Source organism: Neisseria sp. HMSC070A01 (assembly GCF_001810165.1).
Classification (GTDB): domain Bacteria; phylum Pseudomonadota; class Gammaproteobacteria; order Burkholderiales; family Neisseriaceae; genus Neisseria.
In genome coordinates, this window is sequence record NZ_KV800123.1 from 291,105 (window position 1) to 312,613 (window position 21,509).

General features: G+C 52.3%; 17 protein-coding genes. 12 read left to right on the top strand and 5 right to left on the bottom strand.

Annotated features, from left to right (window positions below; translation table 11 throughout):
* Positions 1 to 55: 55 nt before the first annotated feature.
* On the top strand, positions 56 to 2,446 hold the full coding sequence (gene gyrB / locus HMPREF2711_RS06905) for a DNA topoisomerase (ATP-hydrolyzing) subunit B (protein ID WP_003749083.1): 2,391 nt from the start codon (positions 56 to 58) through the stop codon (positions 2,444 to 2,446).
* 82 nt (positions 2,447 to 2,528) lie between these two features.
* On the opposite strand, the gene HMPREF2711_RS06910 is transcribed toward gyrB, so the two are convergent.
* Both HMPREF2711_RS06910 and queA read right to left on the bottom strand, forming a co-directional pair.
* Complete coding sequence (locus HMPREF2711_RS06910; RefSeq protein ID WP_003749084.1) at positions 2,529 to 3,158, bottom strand: hypothetical protein; 630 nt, start codon at positions 3,156 to 3,158, stop codon at positions 2,529 to 2,531.
* A gap of 115 nt (positions 3,159 to 3,273) precedes the next feature.
* On the bottom strand, positions 3,274 to 4,302 hold the full coding sequence (queA, locus tag HMPREF2711_RS06915; protein ID WP_003749086.1) for a tRNA preQ1(34) S-adenosylmethionine ribosyltransferase-isomerase QueA: 1,029 nt from the start codon (positions 4,300 to 4,302) through the stop codon (positions 3,274 to 3,276).
* A gap of 357 nt (positions 4,303 to 4,659) precedes the next feature.
* On the opposite strand from queA, the gene accB reads away from it, so the two are divergent.
* The 4 genes from accB (at position 4,660) to katA (ending at position 8,583) form a co-directional block, all read left to right on the top strand.
* On the top strand, positions 4,660 to 5,118 hold the full coding sequence (accB, locus tag HMPREF2711_RS06920; protein ID WP_070615885.1) for an acetyl-CoA carboxylase biotin carboxyl carrier protein: 459 nt from the start codon (positions 4,660 to 4,662) through the stop codon (positions 5,116 to 5,118).
* Positions 5,119 to 5,189: 71 nt separating this feature from the next.
* Positions 5,190 to 5,381, top strand: a complete 192-nt coding sequence (locus HMPREF2711_RS06925) for a YqaE/Pmp3 family membrane protein (RefSeq protein ID WP_003749093.1) — start codon at positions 5,190 to 5,192, stop codon at positions 5,379 to 5,381.
* A 29-nt stretch (positions 5,382 to 5,410) separates the two neighbouring features.
* A complete protein-coding gene (gene accC, locus HMPREF2711_RS06930) occupies positions 5,411 to 6,772 on the top strand; it encodes an acetyl-CoA carboxylase biotin carboxylase subunit (protein ID WP_070615887.1) in 1,362 nt (453 codons plus the stop codon).
* 296 nt (positions 6,773 to 7,068) lie between these two features.
* Positions 7,069 to 8,583, top strand: a complete 1,515-nt coding sequence (gene katA / locus HMPREF2711_RS06935; protein ID WP_003749098.1) for a catalase KatA — start codon at positions 7,069 to 7,071, stop codon at positions 8,581 to 8,583.
* Positions 8,584 to 8,891: 308 nt separating this feature from the next.
* Here katA and groL read toward each other — a convergent pair whose 3' ends face one another.
* Both groL and groES read right to left on the bottom strand, forming a co-directional pair.
* A complete protein-coding gene (gene groL / locus HMPREF2711_RS06940) occupies positions 8,892 to 10,526 on the bottom strand; it encodes a chaperonin GroEL (RefSeq protein ID WP_003749101.1) in 1,635 nt (544 codons plus the stop codon).
* A gap of 98 nt (positions 10,527 to 10,624) precedes the next feature.
* Positions 10,625 to 10,912 (bottom strand): co-chaperone GroES, encoded by a 288-nt coding sequence (gene groES, locus HMPREF2711_RS06945; RefSeq protein WP_003744509.1) that lies wholly within the window; start codon positions 10,910 to 10,912, stop codon positions 10,625 to 10,627.
* 416 nt (positions 10,913 to 11,328) lie between these two features.
* Between groES and HMPREF2711_RS06950 the strand changes: the two genes are divergently transcribed.
* The 7 genes from HMPREF2711_RS06950 (at position 11,329) to HMPREF2711_RS06980 (ending at position 20,063) form a co-directional block, all read left to right on the top strand.
* Positions 11,329 to 13,344 (top strand): TonB-dependent receptor domain-containing protein, encoded by a 2,016-nt coding sequence (locus HMPREF2711_RS06950; RefSeq protein ID WP_003749103.1) that lies wholly within the window; start codon positions 11,329 to 11,331, stop codon positions 13,342 to 13,344.
* 115 nt (positions 13,345 to 13,459) lie between these two features.
* Positions 13,460 to 14,422, top strand: a complete 963-nt coding sequence (locus HMPREF2711_RS06955; protein WP_003749104.1) for a siderophore ABC transporter substrate-binding protein — start codon at positions 13,460 to 13,462, stop codon at positions 14,420 to 14,422.
* A gap of 181 nt (positions 14,423 to 14,603) precedes the next feature.
* Positions 14,604 to 15,572, top strand: a complete 969-nt coding sequence (locus HMPREF2711_RS06960; protein ID WP_003749107.1) for an ABC transporter permease — start codon at positions 14,604 to 14,606, stop codon at positions 15,570 to 15,572.
* Positions 15,562 to 16,533: an iron chelate uptake ABC transporter family permease subunit gene (locus HMPREF2711_RS06965; RefSeq protein ID WP_070615889.1), complete on the top strand. Its 972-nt coding sequence runs from the start codon at positions 15,562 to 15,564 to the stop codon at positions 16,531 to 16,533. Before HMPREF2711_RS06960 ends, HMPREF2711_RS06965 begins: the two co-directional genes overlap by 11 nt.
* Before the next feature lie 129 nt (positions 16,534 to 16,662).
* The gene (locus HMPREF2711_RS06970; protein ID WP_003749112.1) at positions 16,663 to 18,528 is read left to right on the top strand and encodes an acyltransferase family protein; all 1,866 of its coding nucleotides are present in this window, start codon (positions 16,663 to 16,665) and stop codon (positions 18,526 to 18,528) included.
* A gap of 65 nt (positions 18,529 to 18,593) precedes the next feature.
* The gene (locus HMPREF2711_RS06975) at positions 18,594 to 19,220 is read left to right on the top strand and encodes an FmdE family protein (RefSeq protein ID WP_003749113.1); all 627 of its coding nucleotides are present in this window, start codon (positions 18,594 to 18,596) and stop codon (positions 19,218 to 19,220) included.
* 84 nt (positions 19,221 to 19,304) lie between these two features.
* Entirely contained in the window at positions 19,305 to 20,063 is a 759-nt protein-coding gene (locus tag HMPREF2711_RS06980) for an iron ABC transporter ATP-binding protein (RefSeq protein ID WP_003749115.1), read from the top strand.
* Positions 20,064 to 20,132: 69 nt separating this feature from the next.
* On the opposite strand, the gene HMPREF2711_RS06985 is transcribed toward HMPREF2711_RS06980, so the two are convergent.
* The gene (locus tag HMPREF2711_RS06985; RefSeq protein WP_003749117.1) at positions 20,133 to 21,425 is read right to left on the bottom strand and encodes a valine--pyruvate transaminase; all 1,293 of its coding nucleotides are present in this window, start codon (positions 21,423 to 21,425) and stop codon (positions 20,133 to 20,135) included.
* Positions 21,426 to 21,509: the final 84 nt, after the last annotated feature.

Here is a 21,509-nt window from a genome sequence, read left to right on the forward strand (position 1 = left end):
TTGACATTTCATTGCGCGCACGGAAAAATTCCTTGAAATTCAGCAAGAAAAGACCATGACTGACCAAAAACACGAAGAATACGGCGCCGACAGCATACAAGTGCTGGAAGGCTTGGAAGCGGTACGCAAACGCCCCGGTATGTATATCGGCGACACGCAGGACGGCAGCGGCCTGCACCACATGGTGTTCGAGGTGCTCGACAACGCCATTGACGAAGCGCTCGCCGGACATTGCGACAAAATCACCGTAACCATCCATGCCGACAATTCCGTCAGCGTGGCCGACAACGGCCGCGGCATGCCGACCGGCATCCACCCGAAAGAAGGCCGCTCCGCTGCCGAAGTCATCATGACCGTCTTGCACGCAGGCGGCAAATTCGACAACAACAGCTACAAAATCTCCGGCGGCCTGCACGGCGTAGGCGTCTCCGTCGTCAACGCACTGTCCGACTGGGTAACGCTGACCATCTACCGCGACGGCAAAGAACACTTCGTCCGCTTCGTACGCGGCGAAACCGAAGAGCCGTTGAAGGTTGTCGGCGATTCCGACAAAAAAGGCACGACCGTACGCTTCCTTGCCAGCGCGGAAACCTTCGGCAATGTCGAATACAGCTTCGACATCCTTGCCAAACGCATCCGCGAACTTTCCTTCCTGAACAACGGCGTGGACATCGAACTGACCGACGAACGCGACGGCAAACACGAAAGCTTCGCCCTTTCCGGCGGCGTGGCCGGCTTCGTGCAATACATGAACCGCAAAAAAACACCGTTGCACGAAAAAATCTTCTACGCGTTCGGTGAAAAAGACGGCATGAGCGTCGAATGCGCGATGCAATGGAACGACAGCTACCAAGAAAGTGTGCAATGTTTTACCAACAACATTCCGCAACGCGACGGCGGCACCCACTTGACCGCACTGCGCCAAGTGATGACCCGCACCATCAACAACTATATCGAAGCCAACGAAGTGGCCAAAAAAGCCAAAGTGGAAACCGCCGGCGACGATATGCGCGAAGGCCTGACCTGCGTGTTGTCCGTCAAACTGCCCGATCCAAAATTCTCATCGCAAACCAAAGACAAACTGGTTTCCAGCGAAATCGGCCCCGTCGTCAACGAAGTCATCAACCAAGCCCTGACCGACTTCCTTGAAGAAAACCCGACCGAAGCCAAAATCATCACCAGCAAAATCGTCGATGCCGCACGCGCACGCGAAGCCGCACGAAAAGCCCGCGAAATTACCCGCCGCAAAGGCGTGATGGATGGTTTGGGCCTGCCGGGCAAACTGGCCGACTGCCAAGAAAAAGACCCTGCCCTGTCCGAACTCTACCTCGTCGAGGGCGACTCCGCAGGCGGTTCCGCCATGCAGGGCCGCGACCGCAAATTCCAAGCGATTTTGCCGCTCAAAGGTAAAATTTTGAACGTCGAAAAAGCACGTTTTGAAAAAATGCTGGCCAGCCAAGAAGTCGCCACGCTGATTACCGCTCTAGGCGCTGGCATCGGCAAAGAAGAATTCAATGCCGAAAAACTGCGCTACCACCGCATCATCATCATGACCGATGCCGACGTGGACGGCGCGCACATCCGCACCCTGCTCCTGACCTTCTTCTACCGCCAAATGCCCGAGCTGGTCGAACGCGGCTACATCTACATCGCCCAGCCGCCTTTGTACAAAGCCAAATACGGCAAACAAGAGCGCTATCTCAAAGACGAATTGGAAAAAGACCAATGGCTGCTCGGTTTGGCCTTGGAAAAAGCCAAAATTGTTTCAGACGGCCGTACCATCGAAGGCGAAGAGCTTGCCAATACCGCCAAACAATTCCTGTTGGCCAAAACCGTCATCGAGCAAGAAAGCCGCATTATTGACGAACTCGTCCTGCACGCCATGCTGCACGCTTCGCCGGTCGACCTCAGCACGGCAGAAAGCGCAGACCGCGCCGTTGCCGAATTGAGCGGCCTCTTGGACGAAAAAGAAGTCGCACTCGAACGCATCGAAGGCCACGAAGGACACCAGTTCATCAAAATCACACGCAAGCTGCACGGCAATGTGATGGTGAGCTACCTCGAGCCTAAGTTCCTCAACAGCAAAGCCTATCAAACCCTTACCCAAACCGCCGCCGCACTCAAAGGCATGGTCGGAAAAGGGGCGAAGCTCTACAAAGGCGACAACGAATACGACATCGACAGCTTTGAAGCCGCTTTGGACATCTTGATGAGCGTTGCCCAAAAAGGCATGTCCATCCAACGATACAAAGGCTTGGGTGAGATGAACCCGGAACAACTTTGGGAAACCACGATGGATCCTACCGTCCGCCGCCTCCTGAAAGTCCGCATCGAAGACGCCATCGCCGCCGACGAAGTGTTCGTCACCCTGATGGGCGACGAAGTCGAACCGCGCCGCGCCTTCATCGAAAACAACGCCCTGCTGGCACAAAACATCGACGCCTAAGCATGGAAAGATAAAAGGCCGTCTGAAAAACGATTTTCAGACGGCCTTTTTGTTTTTTTGTATTTTATTCACAATATTCTTTTTATAATCCAAAGTCCGATAACTTTTTGTGTTTACTTTCAAGTAAATCATGAATAAATTGCGGTTCTATTTCTAATAATGATTTTACAGTATCATGGATTTCCCAATACTGTTTACTTGGATAGTCAATAATATGCTGTAGATACTCCTTAACGAGCGGTACATACTCTATAAACTGCATTTTCGTGACCAGCCAAAACAACTCACTGATAGAAAAATCTGCCGATGATGCTTTACGAATAATTCTAGCCACAGGAGGAAAGATTTTCTGACGTGCATCATCACCTTTTTGCTGACTCTGATCTGCTTTAGATGCCCAGTAACTGATAAAAGCAGACAAGATATGCCGATCTGTATCATCATAACCATGTAAACGATGATCAATCATTCCCTCTGCCTCCCCTTTCTCAAACATCAAAACCAAAGTATCAAAGCCTTCATCAATACCCCAGTGAGCAAGCAGGCGCGCTGAATCAAATTGCAATACCTCATTTTCATTGGATAGCAATTCGATTAATCCATCTATCCTCTCTTGCGGCACATCCTCCAAGTCAAGCTCTTCTGGAATCGTCGTATAGTCCACATTTTCCGGTACGCTATACAGCAAAAAATCTATTTTTTTCTCATCCATTAATTTGACCCTTAGGCAACTTACTTAAGCCGCGTATTCTAGTAGAACGTTCCAACTGATTCAGATTCGGGACAACCCAAATACCCCATTTGAAACGCTCCAATCCGTTTCCGATTTATTCCGCTTTTCCCAAAATCATCGCATCGCCATAGCTGAAAAAGCGGTATTCCTGTTCCACGGCATGGCGGTAAACGCTGCGGATATGTTCCATGCCCGAAAACGCGCTGACGAGCATCAGCAAGGTTGATTTGGGCAGGTGGAAGTTGGTAATCAATCGGTCGGCAACATTGAAGCGGTAGCCCGGCGTAATGAAAATATCGGTATCGCCGCGACCGGCTTCCAGACGGCCTGTTTCGCATGCGGCGGATTCCAAGGCGCGCATGGAGGTTGTGCCCACTGCCCACACTTTATTGCCGCGCGCTTTGGCGGCTTCAACGGCGGCAACGGTCTCGGCCGGTACGTCAAACCACTCGCTGTGCATTTTGTGTTCTTCAATTTTATCGACGCGCACGGGTTGGAATGTACCGGCACCGACGTGCAGGGTTACTTCTGCGGTTTCTACGCCTTTGGCTTTCAGACGGCCCAATAATTCATCGGTAAAGTGCAAGCCTGCCGTCGGTGCGGCCACTGCGCCTTGATATTTGGCGTACACGGTCTGATAGCGGCTGTCGTCTTCATCATCGGCCGCGCGTTCGATATAAGGCGGCAAGGGCAGATGGCCGTTTTGCTCTAAAAGTTCGTAAACGGTTTGCGCGCCTTCAAATTTCAGGTAAAACAATTCTTCCGCGCGCTCCAGCATGACGGCGCGGATATCGCCTTCAAAAATCAATTCTGTACCCGGTTTCGGCGATTTGGACGAACGGATATGCGCCAATGCGGTATGCGCGTCCAATACCCGTTCAATCAGGGCTTCGATTTTGCCGCCGCTGGCTTTTTGGCCGAACAGGCGCGCCTTCATCACTTTGGTATTGTTAAACACCAGCACATCGCCCGGTGCGACATAATCGGGTAAATCGCCGAAATGTTTGTCTTCAATCGGCAATGTGGGCAAGGCAACCAGAAGCCTGCTGCTGCCGCGCACTTCCGGCGGATGCTGGGCAATCAGTTTTTCGGGCAATTCAAAATCAAAATCGGAAATATCCATCGTCGTGCATAATTTAAAAAAACAGGCGCCATTATACGCGCAAAGTAGGTTTTCAGACGGCATGTTTTGTCGAAAAACCAATAAATTAGAATAAACGCTCTTGGGGAAATCACTTTTTAACGAAAATCAGCGTTCCTTTCTTTTTTCGCCGAAAAACGCCTTTTTTCTATCTTTTACTGGACATTTACCGACAAGTTCGGGAAAATAACCGGATTCATTTTTCAGGCTCCGCCCTGTTCCGACATTATTTAAACGCCGGATGGCAAACCTGCCTTCCGACGTATCAGGAAATCATCTAAAACCACTGCGGCGCATACCTAATATGCACTTTATATGCCGCGCAAAAAAGGAAAAGCAATGGATTTGCGTAAATTAAAAAAACTGATTGATTTGGTCGAAGAATCAGGCATTGCAGAAATTGAAGTTACCGAAGGCGAAGAAAAAGTCCGCATTACGCGCACCACTGCCGCCGCAGCTCCCGTTTATGCTGCTCCGGCACCTGCCGCAGCCGCTCCGGTTGCCGCGCCTGCCGCTGCTCCGGCTGCAGCCGCTCCGGCCGCCGCCCCTGCCACTCGCGATTTGTCCAACGCGCAAAAATCGCCTATGGTCGGTACGTTCTACCGCGCCCCCGGCCCGAACGCCGCCGCTTTCGTCGAAGTCGGCCAACAAGTCAAAGCCGGCGATACTTTGTGCATCATCGAAGCCATGAAGCTGATGAACGAAATCGAAGCCGAGAAATCCGGTGTCGTTAAAGAAATTCTGGTTGAAAACGGTACTCCGGTCGAATACGGCGAGCCGCTCTTCATCATTGAATAATCCGTTTTTTCAGACGGCCTTTATCTTTAAGGCCGTCTGAAATTCCTTTTTCTGTTCATCAAGGACAAACCATGCGTCTGATTTTGGCTATTTTCTTGCCATGGCTTCAGTTTTTCACCATCGGCCGTCCGTTTGCAGGCATCATCTGTCTGATTCTGCAATGTACGCTGATCGGCTGGATACCCGCAGCCATGTGGTCGGTTTACGCCTTGAGCCAATACAAAACCGACCAAAAAATCCGCAACGCATTAGGCGGCCGCTGAGACCGTCTGAACCATCCGGAAAGATTATCATGCTGAAAAAAGTATTGATCGCCAACCGGGGCGAAATCGCCCTGCGCGTCCTGCGTGCCTGCCGTGAAATGGGCATCGCCACCGTCGCCGTCCATTCCGAAGCCGACAAAGACAGCCTGCACGTCAAACTCGCCGACGAATCCGTGTGCATCGGCCCTGCCGCATCCGCACAAAGCTACCTCAACATTCCCGCTCTCATTGCTGCTGCCGAAATAACCGAAGCCGACGGCATCCACCCCGGCTACGGCTTCCTCGCCGAAAACGCCAATTTTGCCGAACAAGTCGAACAATCCGGCTTTGTCTTCATCGGCCCTAAAGCCGACACCATCCGCCTGATGGGCGACAAAGTATCCGCCAAACACGCCATGATCGAAGCCGGCGTGCCTTGCGTTCCCGGCTCTGACGGCGCATTGCCGGACGACGGCGAAGAAATCCTCAAAATCGCCGATAAAGTCGGTTATCCCGTCATTATCAAAGCCTCCGGCGGCGGCGGCGGCCGCGGTATGCGCGTCGTCGAGAAAAAAGAAGACCTCCTCCAGTCTGTCGAAATGACCAAAGCCGAAGCAGGCGCGGCATTCGGCAACCCGATGGTTTACATGGAACGCTACCTGCAACGTCCACGCCACGTCGAAATCCAAGTGATTGCCGACGAACACGGCAACGCCATCTACCTCGCCGAGCGCGACTGCTCCATGCAGCGCCGCCACCAAAAAGTCATCGAGGAAGCACCTGCTCCGTTCATTACTGAAGAAGAACGCGCCAAAATCGGCAAAGCCTGTGCCGACGCTTGCAAACGCATCGGTTATCGCGGCGCAGGTACATTTGAATTCCTGTACGAAGACGGCGAATTCTTCTTTATCGAGATGAACACACGCGTTCAGGTTGAGCATCCGGTTACCGAGCTTATCACCGGCGTGAACATCGTCCAAGAACAATTGCGCATCGCATCCGGCCTGCCTTTGCAATACAAACAGGAAGACATCCACGTTGAAGGCCACGCGTTTGAGTGCCGTATCAACGCCGAAGACCCGTACAACTTCATTCCAAGCCCGGGCCTGATTGAAAGCTGCCACCTGCCCGGCGGCTTCGGTGTCCGCGTCGACAGCCATATTTACCAAGGCTACCGCATCCCTCCTTACTACGACAGCCTGATCGGCAAAGTCTGTGTCGTCGGCAAAAACCGCGACCAAGCCATGGCCAAAATGCGCGTAGCCCTCGATGAGCTGGCGATTACCGGTATCAAAACCAATACGCCGCTGCACCGTGACTTGTTCAGCGATCCGGGTTTCCAAAAAGGTGGTGTCAGCATCCACTACTTGGAACACTGGCTGGAAGAACGCAAAGCCAAACAGGCTAAATAATCCCTTGTCTTGACTAAAAATCAGGCCGTCTGAAACGCAAAATAAAGTTTCAGACGGCCTTTTTTATAACACCATCATTTATAAAAACAAACAATATTAGATTATTAATTAATAATATTTATTCTAAATCGGTTTCATAGTTCCAATAGTTAAAACCTTTCTGTATACTTCAATTCATAGCTTAACGCAAACTATATTTAAATATCGATATTGAAAATTTATTATATTTTGTATAGAAGCATTCCATCCTGGAAACCATTTCATCAACCTATAACAACTTCACAAAGGAAATCACTATGTCTATCTCTAAATGCCCAGTCACCCATCTGACCATGAACAACGGCGCCCCTGTTGCCGACAATCAAAACAGCCTGACCGCCGGCCCACGCGGCCCTCTGCTGGCGCAGGATTTGTGGCTGAATGAAAAACTCGCCGACTTCGTGCGCGAAGTCATCCCCGAACGCCGTATGCACGCCAAAGGTTCGGGCGCGTTCGGTACGTTTACCGTGACGCACGACATCACAAAATACACCCGCGCCAAAATCTTCAGCGAAGTCGGCAAGAAAACCGAAATGTTCGCCCGTTTCACCACTGTGGCAGGCGAGCGCGGCGCAGCCGATGCGGAACGCGACATCCGCGGCTTTGCGTTGAAGTTCTATACCGAAGAAGGCAACTGGGACATGGTCGGCAACAACACGCCTGTGTTCTTCCTGCGCGACCCGCGTAAATTCCCCGACTTGAACAAGGCGGTCAAACGCGACCCGCGCACCAATATGCGCTCCGCTACGAACAACTGGGACTTCTGGACGCTGCTGCCCGAAGCCCTGCACCAAGTTACCATCGTCATGAGCGACCGCGGTATCCCCGCCAGCTACCGCCATATGCACGGCTTCGGTTCGCATACTTACAGCTTTTGGAACGAAGCGGGCGAACGTTTTTGGGTGAAATTCCATTTCCGCAGCCAGCAAGGCATTAAAAACCTGACCAACGAAGAAGCCGCAAAAATCATCGCCGACGACCGCGAAAGCCATCAGCGCGACCTGTACGAAGCCATCGAGCGCGGCGAGTTTCCGAAATGGACGATGTATATCCAAGTCATGCCTGAAGCCGATGCGGAAAAAGTGCCGTATCATCCCTTTGATCTGACCAAAGTTTGGCCGAAAAAAGACTATCCGCTGATTGAAGTGGGCGAATTCGAGTTGAACCGCAATCCCGAAAACTTCTTCGCCGATGTGGAACAATCCGCCTTCGCGCCGAGCAACCTGGTTCCCGGTATCGGCGCCAGCCCCGACAAAATGCTGCAAGCCCGCCTGTTCAATTACGCCGACGCGCAACGCTACCGCCTGGGGGTGAACTTCCGCCAAATCCCCGTCAACCGCCCGCGTTGCCCTGTTCACAGCAACCAGCGTGACGGACAAGGCCGTGCTGACGGCAACTACGGCAGCCTGCCGCACTACGAACCCAACAGTTTCGGCCAATGGCAGCAACAGCCCGACTTCGCCGAACCGCCTTTGAAAATCAGTGGCGACGCGGCGCACTGGGACTACCGCCAAGACGATGACGACTATTTCAGCCAACCGCGCGCCTTGTTTAACCTGATGAACGACACGCAGAAACAGGCTTTGTTCGGCAATACCGCCGCAGCCATGGGCGACGCCCCCGACTTCATCAAATACCGCCATATCCGCAACTGCTACCGTTGCGATCCGGCATACGGTGAAGGCGTGGCGAAAGCCTTGGGGCTGACTGTCGAAGATGCCCAAGCGGCACGAGCCAACGACCCGGCTTTAGGTCAACCTGGTTTGCTGTAAGGAGGCATTATGTGGATAGAAATTGAAGAAATCTTGTCTCAAGCTGTCCGATACAGCCGTTTGAGCAAAAAGTAACGAACGGTTTAGATCATTAATCAGGCCGTCTGAAACACAAAATAAAGTTTCAGACGGCCTTTTTTGATGATGAAGTTTATTTAACTGCTTCTGATTCAATGGAACTGGCTACCCTTATTTCTCCGTAAATCATGGCATGCCCCTCACTATCTCACGCCTCTACCGGCAAATAAAAAAACCGCACGGCTGCTTGCCGTGCGGTTTTGCTTTTTGTCTGAAGGTTTCAGACGGCCTTACATCATGCCGCCCATACCACCCATGCCGCCCATATCAGGCATAGCAGGTTTTTCTTCAGGGATTTCAGCGATCATGCAGTCTGTGGTCAGCATCAGGCCGGCGATAGATGCGGCGTGTTGCAGCGCGGAACGGGTTACTTTGGCAGGGTCGAGTACACCCATTTCGATCATGTCGCCGTATTCGCCGGAGCCTGCGTTGTAACCGTAGTTACCTTCGCCTTCCAACACTTTGTTCACAACCACGCTAGGTTCGCCGCCTGCGTTGGCAACGATTTGGCGCAGCGGAGATTCAACGGCGCGCAAGACGATTTGTACGCCTGCGTCTTGGTCGGCATTGCCGGTGTGCAGGTTTTCCAAAGCAGCACGGGCGCGCAACAGGGCTACGCCGCCGCCTGCAACCACGCCTTCTTCAACGGCTGCGCGGGTAGCGTGCAGCGCGTCTTCCACGCGGTCTTTTTTCTCTTTCATTTCCACTTCGGTAGCGGCACCGACTTTGATTACTGCCACGCCGCCGGCCAATTTGGCAACGCGCTCTTGCAGTTTTTCTTTGTCGTAATCGCTGGTTGCGGTTTCGATTTGTTGGCGGATTTCGGCAACACGCGCTTCGATTTGGGCTGCGTCGCCGAAGCCGTCGATGATGGTGGTGTTTTCTTTACCGATTTCGATGCGTTTGGCTTGACCCAAGTCTTCCAAAGTGGCTTTTTCCAAAGACAGGCCGACTTCTTCGGCGATTACAGTACCGCCGGTCAGAATGGCGATGTCTTGCAGCATGGCTTTACGGCGGTCGCCGAAGCCTGGGGCTTTCACGGCAACGGTTTTCAGGATGCCGCGGATGTTGTTCACCACCAAAGTCGCCAAGGCTTCGCCTTCTACGTCTTCAGCAATAATCAAGAGCGGACGGCTGGCTTTTGCCACTTGTTCCAAAACAGGCAGCAGGTCGCGGATGTTGCTGATTTTTTTGTCGAACAGCAATACAAACGGATTGTCCAGCGCGGCGATTTGTTTTTCTGCGTCGTTGATGAAGTAAGGGGACAGGTAGCCGCGGTCGAACTGCATACCTTCGACGACATCCAATTCGTTTTCCAAAGATTTGCCGTCTTCAACGGTAATCACGCCTTCTTTGCCGACTTTTTCCATCGCTTCGGCAATAATCGCGCCGACTTGTTCGTCGGAGTTGGCGGAAATCGAGCCGACTTGGGCGATTTCTTTGGAAGTGTCGCAAGGTTTGGCGATGTTTTTCAGCTCTTCAACCAAAGCGGCGACGGCTTTGTCGATACCGCGTTTCAGGTCGGTCGGGTTCATGCCGGCGGTCACGTATTTCATGCCCTCGGCAACGATGGATTGTGCCAATACGGTTGCAGTAGTGGTACCGTCGCCGGCTACGTCGTTGGTTTTAGACGCAACTTCTTTCACCATTTGCGCGCCCATGTTTTCGAATTTATCTTTCAATTCGATTTCTTTTGCAACAGACACACCGTCTTTAGTGATGTGCGGGCCGCCGAAAGCGCGGTCGAGTACCACGTTGCGGCCTTTAGGGCCCAAAGTTACGCGTACGGCGTTTGCCAATACATTGACGCCGTTTACCATTTTTTGGCGAACTTCATTGCCGAATTGTACGTCTTTTGCTGCCATTTAAATTCTCCAAATCAATATTAAAAATCTGTTCGAGGCCGTCTGAAAACTTCATGTTTGATTCAGACGGCCTTTGGTTCTGAAACTTAATTCAACAATTATTCAACGATACCGAAGATGTCTTCTTCACGCATTACCAACAGCTCTTCGCCGTCGGCTTTTACAGTTTGACCGCTGTATTTGCCAAAGATCACTTTGTCGCCGACTTTGACATCCAGCGGACGGCGCGCACCGTCTTTACCGATTTTGCCCGCACCCACGGCGATTACTTCGCCCATGTCGGGTTTTTCAGCAGCCGCACCCGGCAAAACGATGCCGGAGGCAGTTTTTTCTTCAGCTTCTAAGCGTTTGACGACTACGCGGTCGTGTAAAGGGCGGATGGTCATGTCTTAATGCTCCGATAAATAAATAGATTGAAAACAATTGTCTGTCGGACATGACAGACACGGTTTGCTTGGAAATAGCGACACGCTTATGGAAAGCCTGCCGTAATGGCGGATAGATTTGGGTTGTTTGCGACAAATTCAAGGGAAAAAGTAAAAAATTCTATGCAGTCTTTCCAAATATTTTCATACGCAAAAATGCCCGATCACTTATTTTTCAGACGGCCTGATATACCAACTGCAAAGTTCGTTTAAAAACAACCCACTTCCTTAACAAATTCAATACAACTCTTTACAACTGTTTCTTTTATATGCATTATTATAAATGATGATTATTCTTAATTGCATATTTTAAAGATAATTTCTCTTTATTTGCTTTTATTTTTTTATTACTGTCATTTTATTAAGGACATTTCTCAATGAATACGCCCCTGTTTCGACTGAGCCTGCTGTCACTGACACTGGCAGCCGGTTTTGCACACGCAGAAAATGAAGCCAAAGACAATGTTGTACTCGATACCGTTACCGTCAAAGGTCAAGCCACAAGCGCCACACACCGCGTAACGACGAAACGTATGGAAGAAACGACTTCCACTGATTTAAAAGACGTATTGTTCAACGAACCCTCTATCAGTTTCGGCGGCGGCAACGGTCAGTCGCAGTGGGTGACCATCCGCGGCATGGGACAAGACCAAATAGACTATAAAGTTGACGATACTTACACCGACAGCCAGATTTTCCACCACAACGGCCGCTTTATGCTTGACCCCGCATTGGTAAAAGTCGTTGCCGTGCAAAAAGGTACGGGTTCGGCCTCCGCAGGTATCGGCGCAACCAGCGGCGCGATTGTTGCCGAAACGGTTGAAGCCAAAGACTTACTGAGAGAAGGTCAAAACGTCGGTTTCAAAGTCAATGCCGGCATCAGCAGCAATAAAGGCTATTCACGCGGCGCAAGCGTTTACGGTCAGGCAGGCGGTTTTGATGCTTTGGTTTCAGGCAATTTCGTACGCGACAAAGAATACACGGCAGGCAAAGGCTACCGTAATCTGCTCGGAAGCGATAAGGTTTTAAACAGTGGATTGGGTTCACGCGGTTTGCTGGGCAAAATCGGCTATCGTTTCAACGAGGACAACCGTATTGAATTAAGCCACCGCCAAGAAAAACAATATGGAGAACGCGCCCTACGCGAAGAGTTCGATTTCTCGCAAGTCTTCCAAACCGACCGCCGCACAGGTCAATACGTTTTGGATGCCAACGGCAACCGCATTCCGAATACCGCCAACAACTCGCCGCGTTACCGCACGCTGACCCAAGACACCACCAACTTGGAATTCAAAGGCGGAAACTTGGGCTTTATCGACAAAATCAAAGCCAATGTTTACCGTTTGAATACCAAACGTGATGAAGTCCCCAATCCAAATTATGAATTGGACGGCGAAGTACGGACATACGGAGCCAATCTGAATCTCGACAGCCGTCTATTTGACCGCCATACCCTGAAATACGGAGTAAACTGGCGCACTCAAAAAAGCAGCTCAAACGGAGAAAACAGCGAGAAGAAAAACGATGCCGGCGTATATGTAGAAGGCATTTGGGATTTCTCTCCGGTTACGCTGACCACAGGTTTGCGCTATGACCGTTGGAAAATGAAAACCAGCAGTAATACAGAAAATTCAGACGGCAACCTCAATCCAAGCATCGGGTTGGTTTATGACATTACTCCTGATTTCTCCATCAACACCAGCCTGAACTATGCAACCCGCAGCCCCCGCCTGTACGAAGCAGCTTTAGCAAACAACAGGCCGATTGTTTCATCGCCTGATTTGAAAGCAGAACGCTCGCGAAATGCAGAAATCGGCTTTAACTACCACTGGAATTCTGCCCTGACGCTCTCCGGCAGCTATTTCCATCAGCAAATCAAAGATGTACAGGCCATTCGTCAAGAAGGACGAAACTACGTCTGGTATAACGGCGGCAAGCTGAAAAACAGAGGTTACGAACTGAACGCAGCCTACCGCTGGAAAGGTCTGACCGCCCGTGCAGGCGTAGCATACAGCAGACCGAAACTGAACGGCGACACCGCCGACATCGTGACAACCGCCATCCCGATGGGACGTACATGGACGACAGGTCTGTCTTACCAATTCGACAATCCGAATCTGGAAATCGGCTGGCGCGGACGTTATGTCCAAAATGCAGGCTATGCGCCGACCTCGCGCGGCTCTGACGTGGCTCTGAATGTCGTCCGTGCAGGCTACGGCGTCAACGATATCTTTGCCAACTGGAAGCCGACAGGCAAAGACGATTTGAACGTCAACTTCTCCGTCAACAATGTCTTTGATAAAAACTACAAGCCGCACAGCCAACGCGCAGGTGCCAATTCTCTGCCTGAACCAGGCCGCGATGTCCGCCTAAGCGTGAACTACCGCTTCTAAGCAATCAGCTTGAAAAAGCCGTCTGAAAACAAAAGTTTTCAGACGGCATCTAGCTTTATAATCCGATACAAGTTATCATTTCGATTTACTTTATTCCCGACCACGGAGAAACCCCATGTTACGTTTGACCGCTTTAGCCGTATGCTGCACCCTTGCTTTGGGTGCGTGTTCACCGAAAGATTCTGCTTCCAACCAAGCCCAAACTGCTTCCGCTTCTGCCGCCCAAACCGAAGGCGCAGGCCTGACCGTGAAAACGGCGCGCGGTGAGGTGAAAGTACCGCAAAATCCGGAGCGTATCGCCGTTTACGATTTGGGTATGCTCGACACTTTAAACAAACTGGGCGTAAAAACCGGTTTGTCCGTCGACACAAACCGCCTACCCTACTTGGACGAATATTTCAAAACGACCAAACCTGCCGGCACGCTGTTTGAGCCTGACTACGAAGCCTTAAACGCTTACAAACCGCAGCTCATCATCATCGGCAGCCGTGCAGCCAAAGCGTTTGATAAGTTGAACGAGATCGCGCCGACCATCGAAATGACCGCCGAAACCGCCAATCTGAAAGAAAGCTCAAAAGAGCGCATCGACGCGCTGGCGCAAATCTTCGGCAAACAGGCCGAAGCGGACAAGCTGAAAGCGGAAATCGATGCTTCGTTTGACGCGGCGAAAACTGCGGCACAAGGCAAAGGCAAGGGTTTGGTGGTATTGGTCAACGGCGGCAAGATGTCGGCTTTCGGCCCTTCTTCACGTTTGGGCGGTTGGCTGCACAAAGACATCGGCGTTCCCGCTGTCGATGAATCGATTAAAGAAGGCAGCCACGGCCAGCCCATCAGCTTTGAATACTTGAAAGAGAAAAACCCTGATTGGTTGTTCGTCCTTGACCGCGGCGCGGCCATCGGCGAAGAAGGCCAGGCGGCAAAAGATGTGTTGAACAATCCGCTGGTCGCTGAAACGAACGCCTGGAAAAAAGGACAGGTGGTTTACCTTGTTCCTGAAACTTATTTGGCGGCCGGCGGCGCGCAAGAATTGCTGAACGCTTCCAAACAGGTTGCCGACGCATTCAACGCGGCGAAATAGTTGTTTCGGCGGGCGGCAATGCCCACCCTTCCGTTTCACGGCATCCGGACGGCCTTTGCCCAAGCTGTATTTTGGTCATCGGGCCGTCTGAAACGGGCAAGAATGCCCGTTTGCTTCGTTATCTTTTAAAACGATACAACTATAAAATAATGCCTTTGTTTCTTTTACGACCTTATCGTTTATGTTTCACAAGCCCTTTTATTTGAACCTTATCAACGGCATCGCGCTTCTGATATTGTTTGCCGTCAGCCTGTCGGTCGGGGTCGCCCAATTCGACTGGTCCGCCCTGTTTTCGCTCTCCGACAGCCAACAGGTTATGTTCATCAGCCGCCTGCCGCGCACGTTTGCCATTGTGCTGACAGGCGCATCGATGGCCGTGGCCGGCATGATTATGCAGATTTTGATGCGCAACCGTTTTGTCGAGCCGTCAATGGTGGGCGCAAGCCAAAGCGCGGCTTTGGGTTTGCTGTTGATGACCCTGCTGCTTCCGGCCGCGCCGCTGCTGGCAAAAATGTCAGTTGCCGCCGTTGCCGCGCTGATCGGGATGTTGGTCTTTATGCTGCTGATCCGCCGCCTGCCACCGACCGCGCAACTGATGGTGCCTTTGGTCGGGATTATTTTCGGCGGCGTGATTGAGGCGGTGGCCACCTTTATCGCGTATCAAAACGAAATGCTGCAAATGCTGGGCGTGTGGCAACAGGGCGATTTTTCCGGCGTGTTGCTCGGGCGGTATGAGCTGTTGTGGGCAACGGGGGTTTTGGCTTTGTTTGCCTATTTGATTGCCGACCAGCTGACGATTTTGGGTTTGGGCGAAACGGTGAGCGTGAACTTGGGGCTGAACCGGACGGCGATTCTGTGGTCGGGGCTGATTATTGTGGCGCTGATTACGTCTTTGGTGGTCGTGACGGTCGGCAATATTCCGTTTATCGGCCTGGTCGTGCCGAACATCATCAGCCGCCTGATGGGTGACAAGCTGCGCCAAAGCCTGCCGGCAGTGGCCTTGCTGGGCGCGTCTTTGGTGTTGCTGTGCGACATTGTCGGACGCGTGATTGTGTTTCCGTTTGAAATTCCGGTCTCTACGGTTTTTGGCGTAATGGGGACGGTTTTATTTTTGTGGCTTTTATTAAGGAAACCAGCTCATGCCGTCTGAAAAAAATATCGATTTTATGGCAGGAAGCAGCCGTCCGTTGTGGGTCGCCTTTGCGCTGCTGCTGGTTTCCTGCGCCCTGTTTATGACGCTCAACGTCAAAGGCGATTGGGACTTTGTTTTAAACCTGCGCCTGACCAAACTTGCCGCGCTGCTGATGGTCGCCTATGCGGTCGGCGTGTCCACGCAACTTTTCCAAACGCTGACCAACAACCCGATTCTGACCCCTTCGATTTTGGGTTTCGATTCGCTGTATGTGTTTTTGCAGACCTTGCTGGTGTTTACGCTCGGCGGCGTGGGCTATGCTTCCCTGCCGTTGACGGGCAAATTCGGCTTTGAGCTGGTCATCATGATGGGCGGCTCGCTGCTGCTGTTTTACACGCTCATCAAACAGGGCGGACGCGATTTGTCGCGCATGATTTTAATCGGCGTGATTTTCGGGATTTTGTTCCGCAGCCTGTCGTCGCTGCTTTCGCGCATGATTGACCCCGAAGAATTTACCGCCGCGCAGGCGAATATGTTTGCCACCTTCAATACCGTCCACTCGGAATTGTTGGGCATCGGCGCAGTCGTGTTGCTCATCAGCGCCGCCGTGATCTGGCGCGAACGCCACCGCCTCGACGTTTACCTGCTCGGCCGCAATCAGGCCATTAATTTGGGCATCAACTACACGCGCAATACCTTATGGCTGCTGCTATGGATCGCCGCGCTGGTTGCGACCGCGACCGCCGTTGTCGGCCCCGTGAGCTTTTTCGGCCTGCTGGTTGCCGCGCTGGCCAACCATTTCTCCCCGTCGGTCAAACATTCCGTCCGCCTGCCGATGACTTTTTGTGTCGGCGGCATCCTGCTGGTCGGCGGGCAAACCATCTTCGAACACTTCCTCGGCATGCAGGCCGTATTGAGCGTGGTCGTCGAATTTGCAGGCGGATTAGTATTTTTATATTTGGTGTTGAAAAAGAAATAAATTAAATGTGCCCAAACAGCTTCAGGCCGTCTGAAACCCGTGTTAAAAAATATTTAACCATTGAAATGAAACTAAATTTCTGACATGTACTCATAGTAAACATCACTAAATTTACTAAAATTACAAAAAATGAGTACGACATTAAAATACCGTCCCGACTTGGACGGCATCCGAGCTTTGGCCGTCTTGGCCGTTATTATTTTCCACATCGACGCCGCTTGGCTGCCCGGCGGCTTTCTCGGCGTGGATATGTTTTTCGTTTTGTCCGGCTATCTGATTACCACCATTATCAGCCGCGAAATGCAAAACGGCAGTTTTTCGTTTTTAGAGTTTTACAAACGACGCGCGAAACGCATTTTGCCCGTTTTCTCTTTTGTACTTGTGTGTACAACCGCGGCGGCCGCCCTTTTCTTTTTGGCATTCGACCTGCGCCAATACGTCAAATCGGCAGTGTTTGCGTTGCTGTTTTCGGCCAACCTGTTTTTTGCACGGCGCGGCGGTTATTTTGATGCCGACGCGGCAGAAAAACCTTTGCAACACATTTGGTCTTTATCGCTGGAAGAGCAGTTTTACTTTGTTTTTCCGGTTTTGCTGATTGCCTTTTTCCGCTTCAGCAAAGGGCGCAGCATCCGCCAATTCATCCTTTTGCTGATTGTATTGAGCCTGCTGTCCGTCTTTTTGCCCACCTTCGGCATGGACCCTTATTTCCTGCCTTATGTGCGCGCATACGAGCTGCTGATCGGCGCGCTTTTCGCCTTTATTCCGCCCTCGCAAAACAACGACCGCTTCAGCACGCCTTTGGTCGGCTGGGCGATGATGGCGGTGATTGCCGCCATGTTGCTGCTTCCTTACGGCGTGTTGCCCGGTGAAGGTAATATCGAACGGCTGCTGTGCTGTACGGCGGTCGGCGGCTTGATTTACTCGGGCAAAACCCTGCAGACGCAAAACGGCTTCAATACCGCCAAACTGTTGAGCCTCAAGCCTGTTGTGTTTATCGGTTTGATTTCCTATTCGCTGTATTTGTGGCATTGGGTGGTCTTGGCCGTCATGCGCTATGTTTACATGGACAATGCTTTGCCGATGTCCGCGATTGTATTGGCCGTGGTGCTGATGTCGGGCTTGTCCGTTTTGTCCTATTACTTCGTCGAAACACCGGCGCGACGGATAAAGAATTTCACCACCCCAAAATTCATCGGGGTAATCGCCGCCTATTTCGCTCTGCTGATTCCTGCCGCCGGCTACCTGCTGACGGCCAAACCGGCCGCATACGAGGCAAACCTATATACAGTTGACGAAAGTAAAATCTGCGCGGATACCTTGATCAAAACCGACTGCGCTGTCGGCGCGGAAAACCAAAGCAGCAAAGTCCTGCTGATGGGTGATTCCCACGCCGCCCACCTGACGCCCTTTATCGATATGGTGGGCAAACGGGAAGGCTTTGCCGCCGACGTTATCTCGTCCAACAGCTGCGGCGTTGCCTTCGGCTTTATGTTGCCGCAAAGCGACCGCCGTGCCGACCGTTGCAACCCTTACAACCGCTTTATCGCACAAAAGATCGAAAACTATCCGGTGGTCTTTATCTCGCAACGTTGGTTCCTGCATACCGACAAGCCCGGTTTTACGGAGCATTTCGGCAAAATGCTCGACACCCTGATTCAACAGGGCAAGCAGGTTTACGTCTTTGCCGACACGCCGATGAACGCGCAACTGCCCCTGCGCCATTATTACCTGAAACAACGCCTCGGCCTCGACATGCAATACGTTTCCGAGCATAAAAAAGCCGAAATCGCCCGCTCCGCCGAAGCCGACAAGACCATAGAAAACATTGTCAAACAGCGGCCTGCCGTGCATTGGGTCAACATCATGGGGCCGATTCCGGCAGATAAAACCATAGACGGCCTGCCGATATATTTCGACACCAACCACCTCAACACCCACGGTGCGACAAAACTGGCCGAAAAATTTATACAGGACAAACAAATACTCTTAAAATAACATTCATGCCCAAGGCCGTCTGAATATTTCAGACGGCCCGGGCAAACCCGCAAAGGACAACCCTCATGACACAAGAACATTTCCCATCATTCTTCAACCAAGCCCCGACCGTCACCGTCCAAGACGCATTGGCCGACTTCCTCGGTGCAGCCGAACACGGCATCCTCACTTACCACTACGCCGATGCCGTACGCCTGTGCGGCCACTCCTGCCCGACTGTCGCCGGTGCCTACCTGATGGTCATCAAAGGCCTGGAAGCCCTTTACGGCGAAGAGTTGCCGCAACGCGGCGACATCGAAGCCTTCATGCAGGGCGAGCGTGACGAAGGCACAACCGGCGTTACCGCTTCCGTTGTCCAACTCCTTACCGGCGCAGCACCCGAAACCGGCTTTGGCGGCGTAGGTCCTGCCGGACGCTTTGCCCGCCGCCATTTATTGTCCTTTGGTGCAGGCGAAATCAACGGCACACTCGCACTCCGCCGCCGCGATACCGGCAAAACCGTTGCCGTCAGCCTCAACGCCGCGCTCCAACCCTTCGCGCCGCAAATGCGCGACATCATGCCCAAAGCCGTCAGCGGCAGCGCAAGTGCCGACGAACTCAAACAATTCGGCGAGCTTTGGCAAGAACGAGTCCGCGCCTTCCTGATAGATCAAGCCGACAATCCCGAATTTGTGACCGTCAGCGAAATCTAACCATTCCATACAGAAATAAAATTCAGACGGCCTCACGCTGAAAGGCCGTCTGAAACCCCAAGTTTTCCATACTCGAATCCGCCTATGATTACCATCCGCAACGTCAGCCACACCATCGGCAGCAACCCCATCCTCAACGACGTCAGCCTCGACATCCCCGAAGGCGGCATTACCGCGCTAATCGGCCCGAACGGCGCAGGCAAGTCCACCCTCCTCTCCTTTATGGCGCGCCTACAGCCCTTGGTACACGGCGACATCAGCTACGCAGGCAAAGACATCAAAACCACCCCCACCGCCGAACTCGCCCGCACGCTCTCCATCCTCACCCAAGAAAACAGCATCATGAGCCGCATTACCGTGCGCGACCTGCTCATGTTCGGCCGCTATCCCTACCACCAAGGCAGGCCGTCTGAAACGGATAAAACCATCGTCGAAGAAGCACTCGCCGAGTTCCACCTGCAAGGCTTCGCCGACCGCTACCTGACCGAGCTTTCCGGCGGTCAACGCCAACGCGCCATGATTGCCATGGTATTCTGCCAGCGCACCGACTACGTTTTATTGGACGAACCGCTGAACAACCTCGACATGTATCATGCCCGCTCCCTCATGCAGATCCTGCGCCGGCTGACCGACGAGTACAAACGCACCACCGTCGTCGTCCTGCACGACATCAACCAGGCCGCCGCCTACGCCGACCACGTTGTCGCCATGAAAAACGGCCAAGTCGCCATGCAGGGCGCACCCAACGACATTTTCACCGCCGAAAACATCAAATCCCTATTCGATATGGACGTCAACGTCCTCGATTACGAAGGCAAAAAACTGGTTATCCACCACGTTTGAATCCAATAAAAAAGGCCGTCTGAAACCCGATTCTCCACGTTTCAGACGGCCTTTGCCTATTCAAAGCATTTATTTTTTATCGTACAAACCGCGCACCACGCGACCGATCGCGGCGATGCCTTTTTCCAGCGTTTCCGCGTCCTGCGCAATGCTCATGCGGATGCACTCGCCCGCGTGCGGATAATCTTGCGTATCGATGCCGACAAAGAAATGCTCGCCCGGAATAATCAGCGTGCCCTCAGCCTTGAGCATTTCGTACAAGGTTTGCGACGAAACCGGCAGGTTTTCAAACCAAAGCCACAAGAAAATCGCACCTTCGGGCTTGTGGATTTTTAACGGATACGCACCCAATTCGCGTTTGAGCAGGGAAACCGCCGTTTGCGCCTGCCGACGGTAAAACGGCTGAATCACTTGGTCGGCCAACTGTTTCAGACGGCCGTCGTTTAACAGCGGCGCCGCAATCGCCGCGCCGAAACGGGTTGGCGACAAGTTCACAATCGCATTCAAACTGCTGACGGCTTTAACCACTTCCGGCGCAGCGACAATAATGCCGGTACGCACGCCGGGCAGGCCGATTTTAGAAAGGCTGAAGCAGAGGATGATGTTTTCGTGCCAGTTGAGCGTCACATCGCTGTAAATAATATTCGGGAACGGCATTCCGTAAGCGTTGTCGATAATCAGCGGAATCCCGTGTTCCTGCGCCAACGCGTCCAAACGCGCCATCTCGCCGTCAGTCAGCACATTACCGGTCGGGTTGGTCGGGCGAGAACAGCAAATCGCACCGATTTTGCCCGCTTTCAATTCAGGCAGGCTCTCCAGCGCGTCAAAGTCCACGCGGTATTTGAAGAAACCTGCTTCGCCTTCGTGTTCGACAGCTTCGATTTTCGGTTTGACGGAAACAAAGTGCTGCCCTTCGACATGCACGTCGGCATAGCCGATGTATTCGGGCGCGAGCGGCAGCAGGATGGCTTTCTCTACGGAAAGGTCGTCTGAAACCTTGAATTTGCCGCCGAAGAGGTTGAATAAATAGAAAAACGCGTTCTGCGAACCGTTGGTCAGCGCGATATTGTCGGCGGTCAGGTTCCAGCCGTATTCGCGGTTGAGAAAGGCGGTCAACGCGTCAATCAGCGCCGCATCTCCCTGCGGATTGGAATAATTGCCGATATTCTCAACAGCATGTTCCGCCGCCAGTTTGGAGAACACATCGGCGAACACGGCATTGACTTCCGCAATTTTCGCCGGATTGCCACCGCCAAGCATATTGACGGGTTTGTCGCTTTTGAGCGCGTCGCCCAAATCGTCCATCAATTGCAAAATACCACTGTGTTGCGTGAATTTTTCGCCGAATGCTGAAAACTGCATGGAAACTCCGTTGCTGGGTGTGTGAAAACAATAAACCGCTATTATAAGAACAAAGATAGTGTATTACATTGTCAAATATCTTTA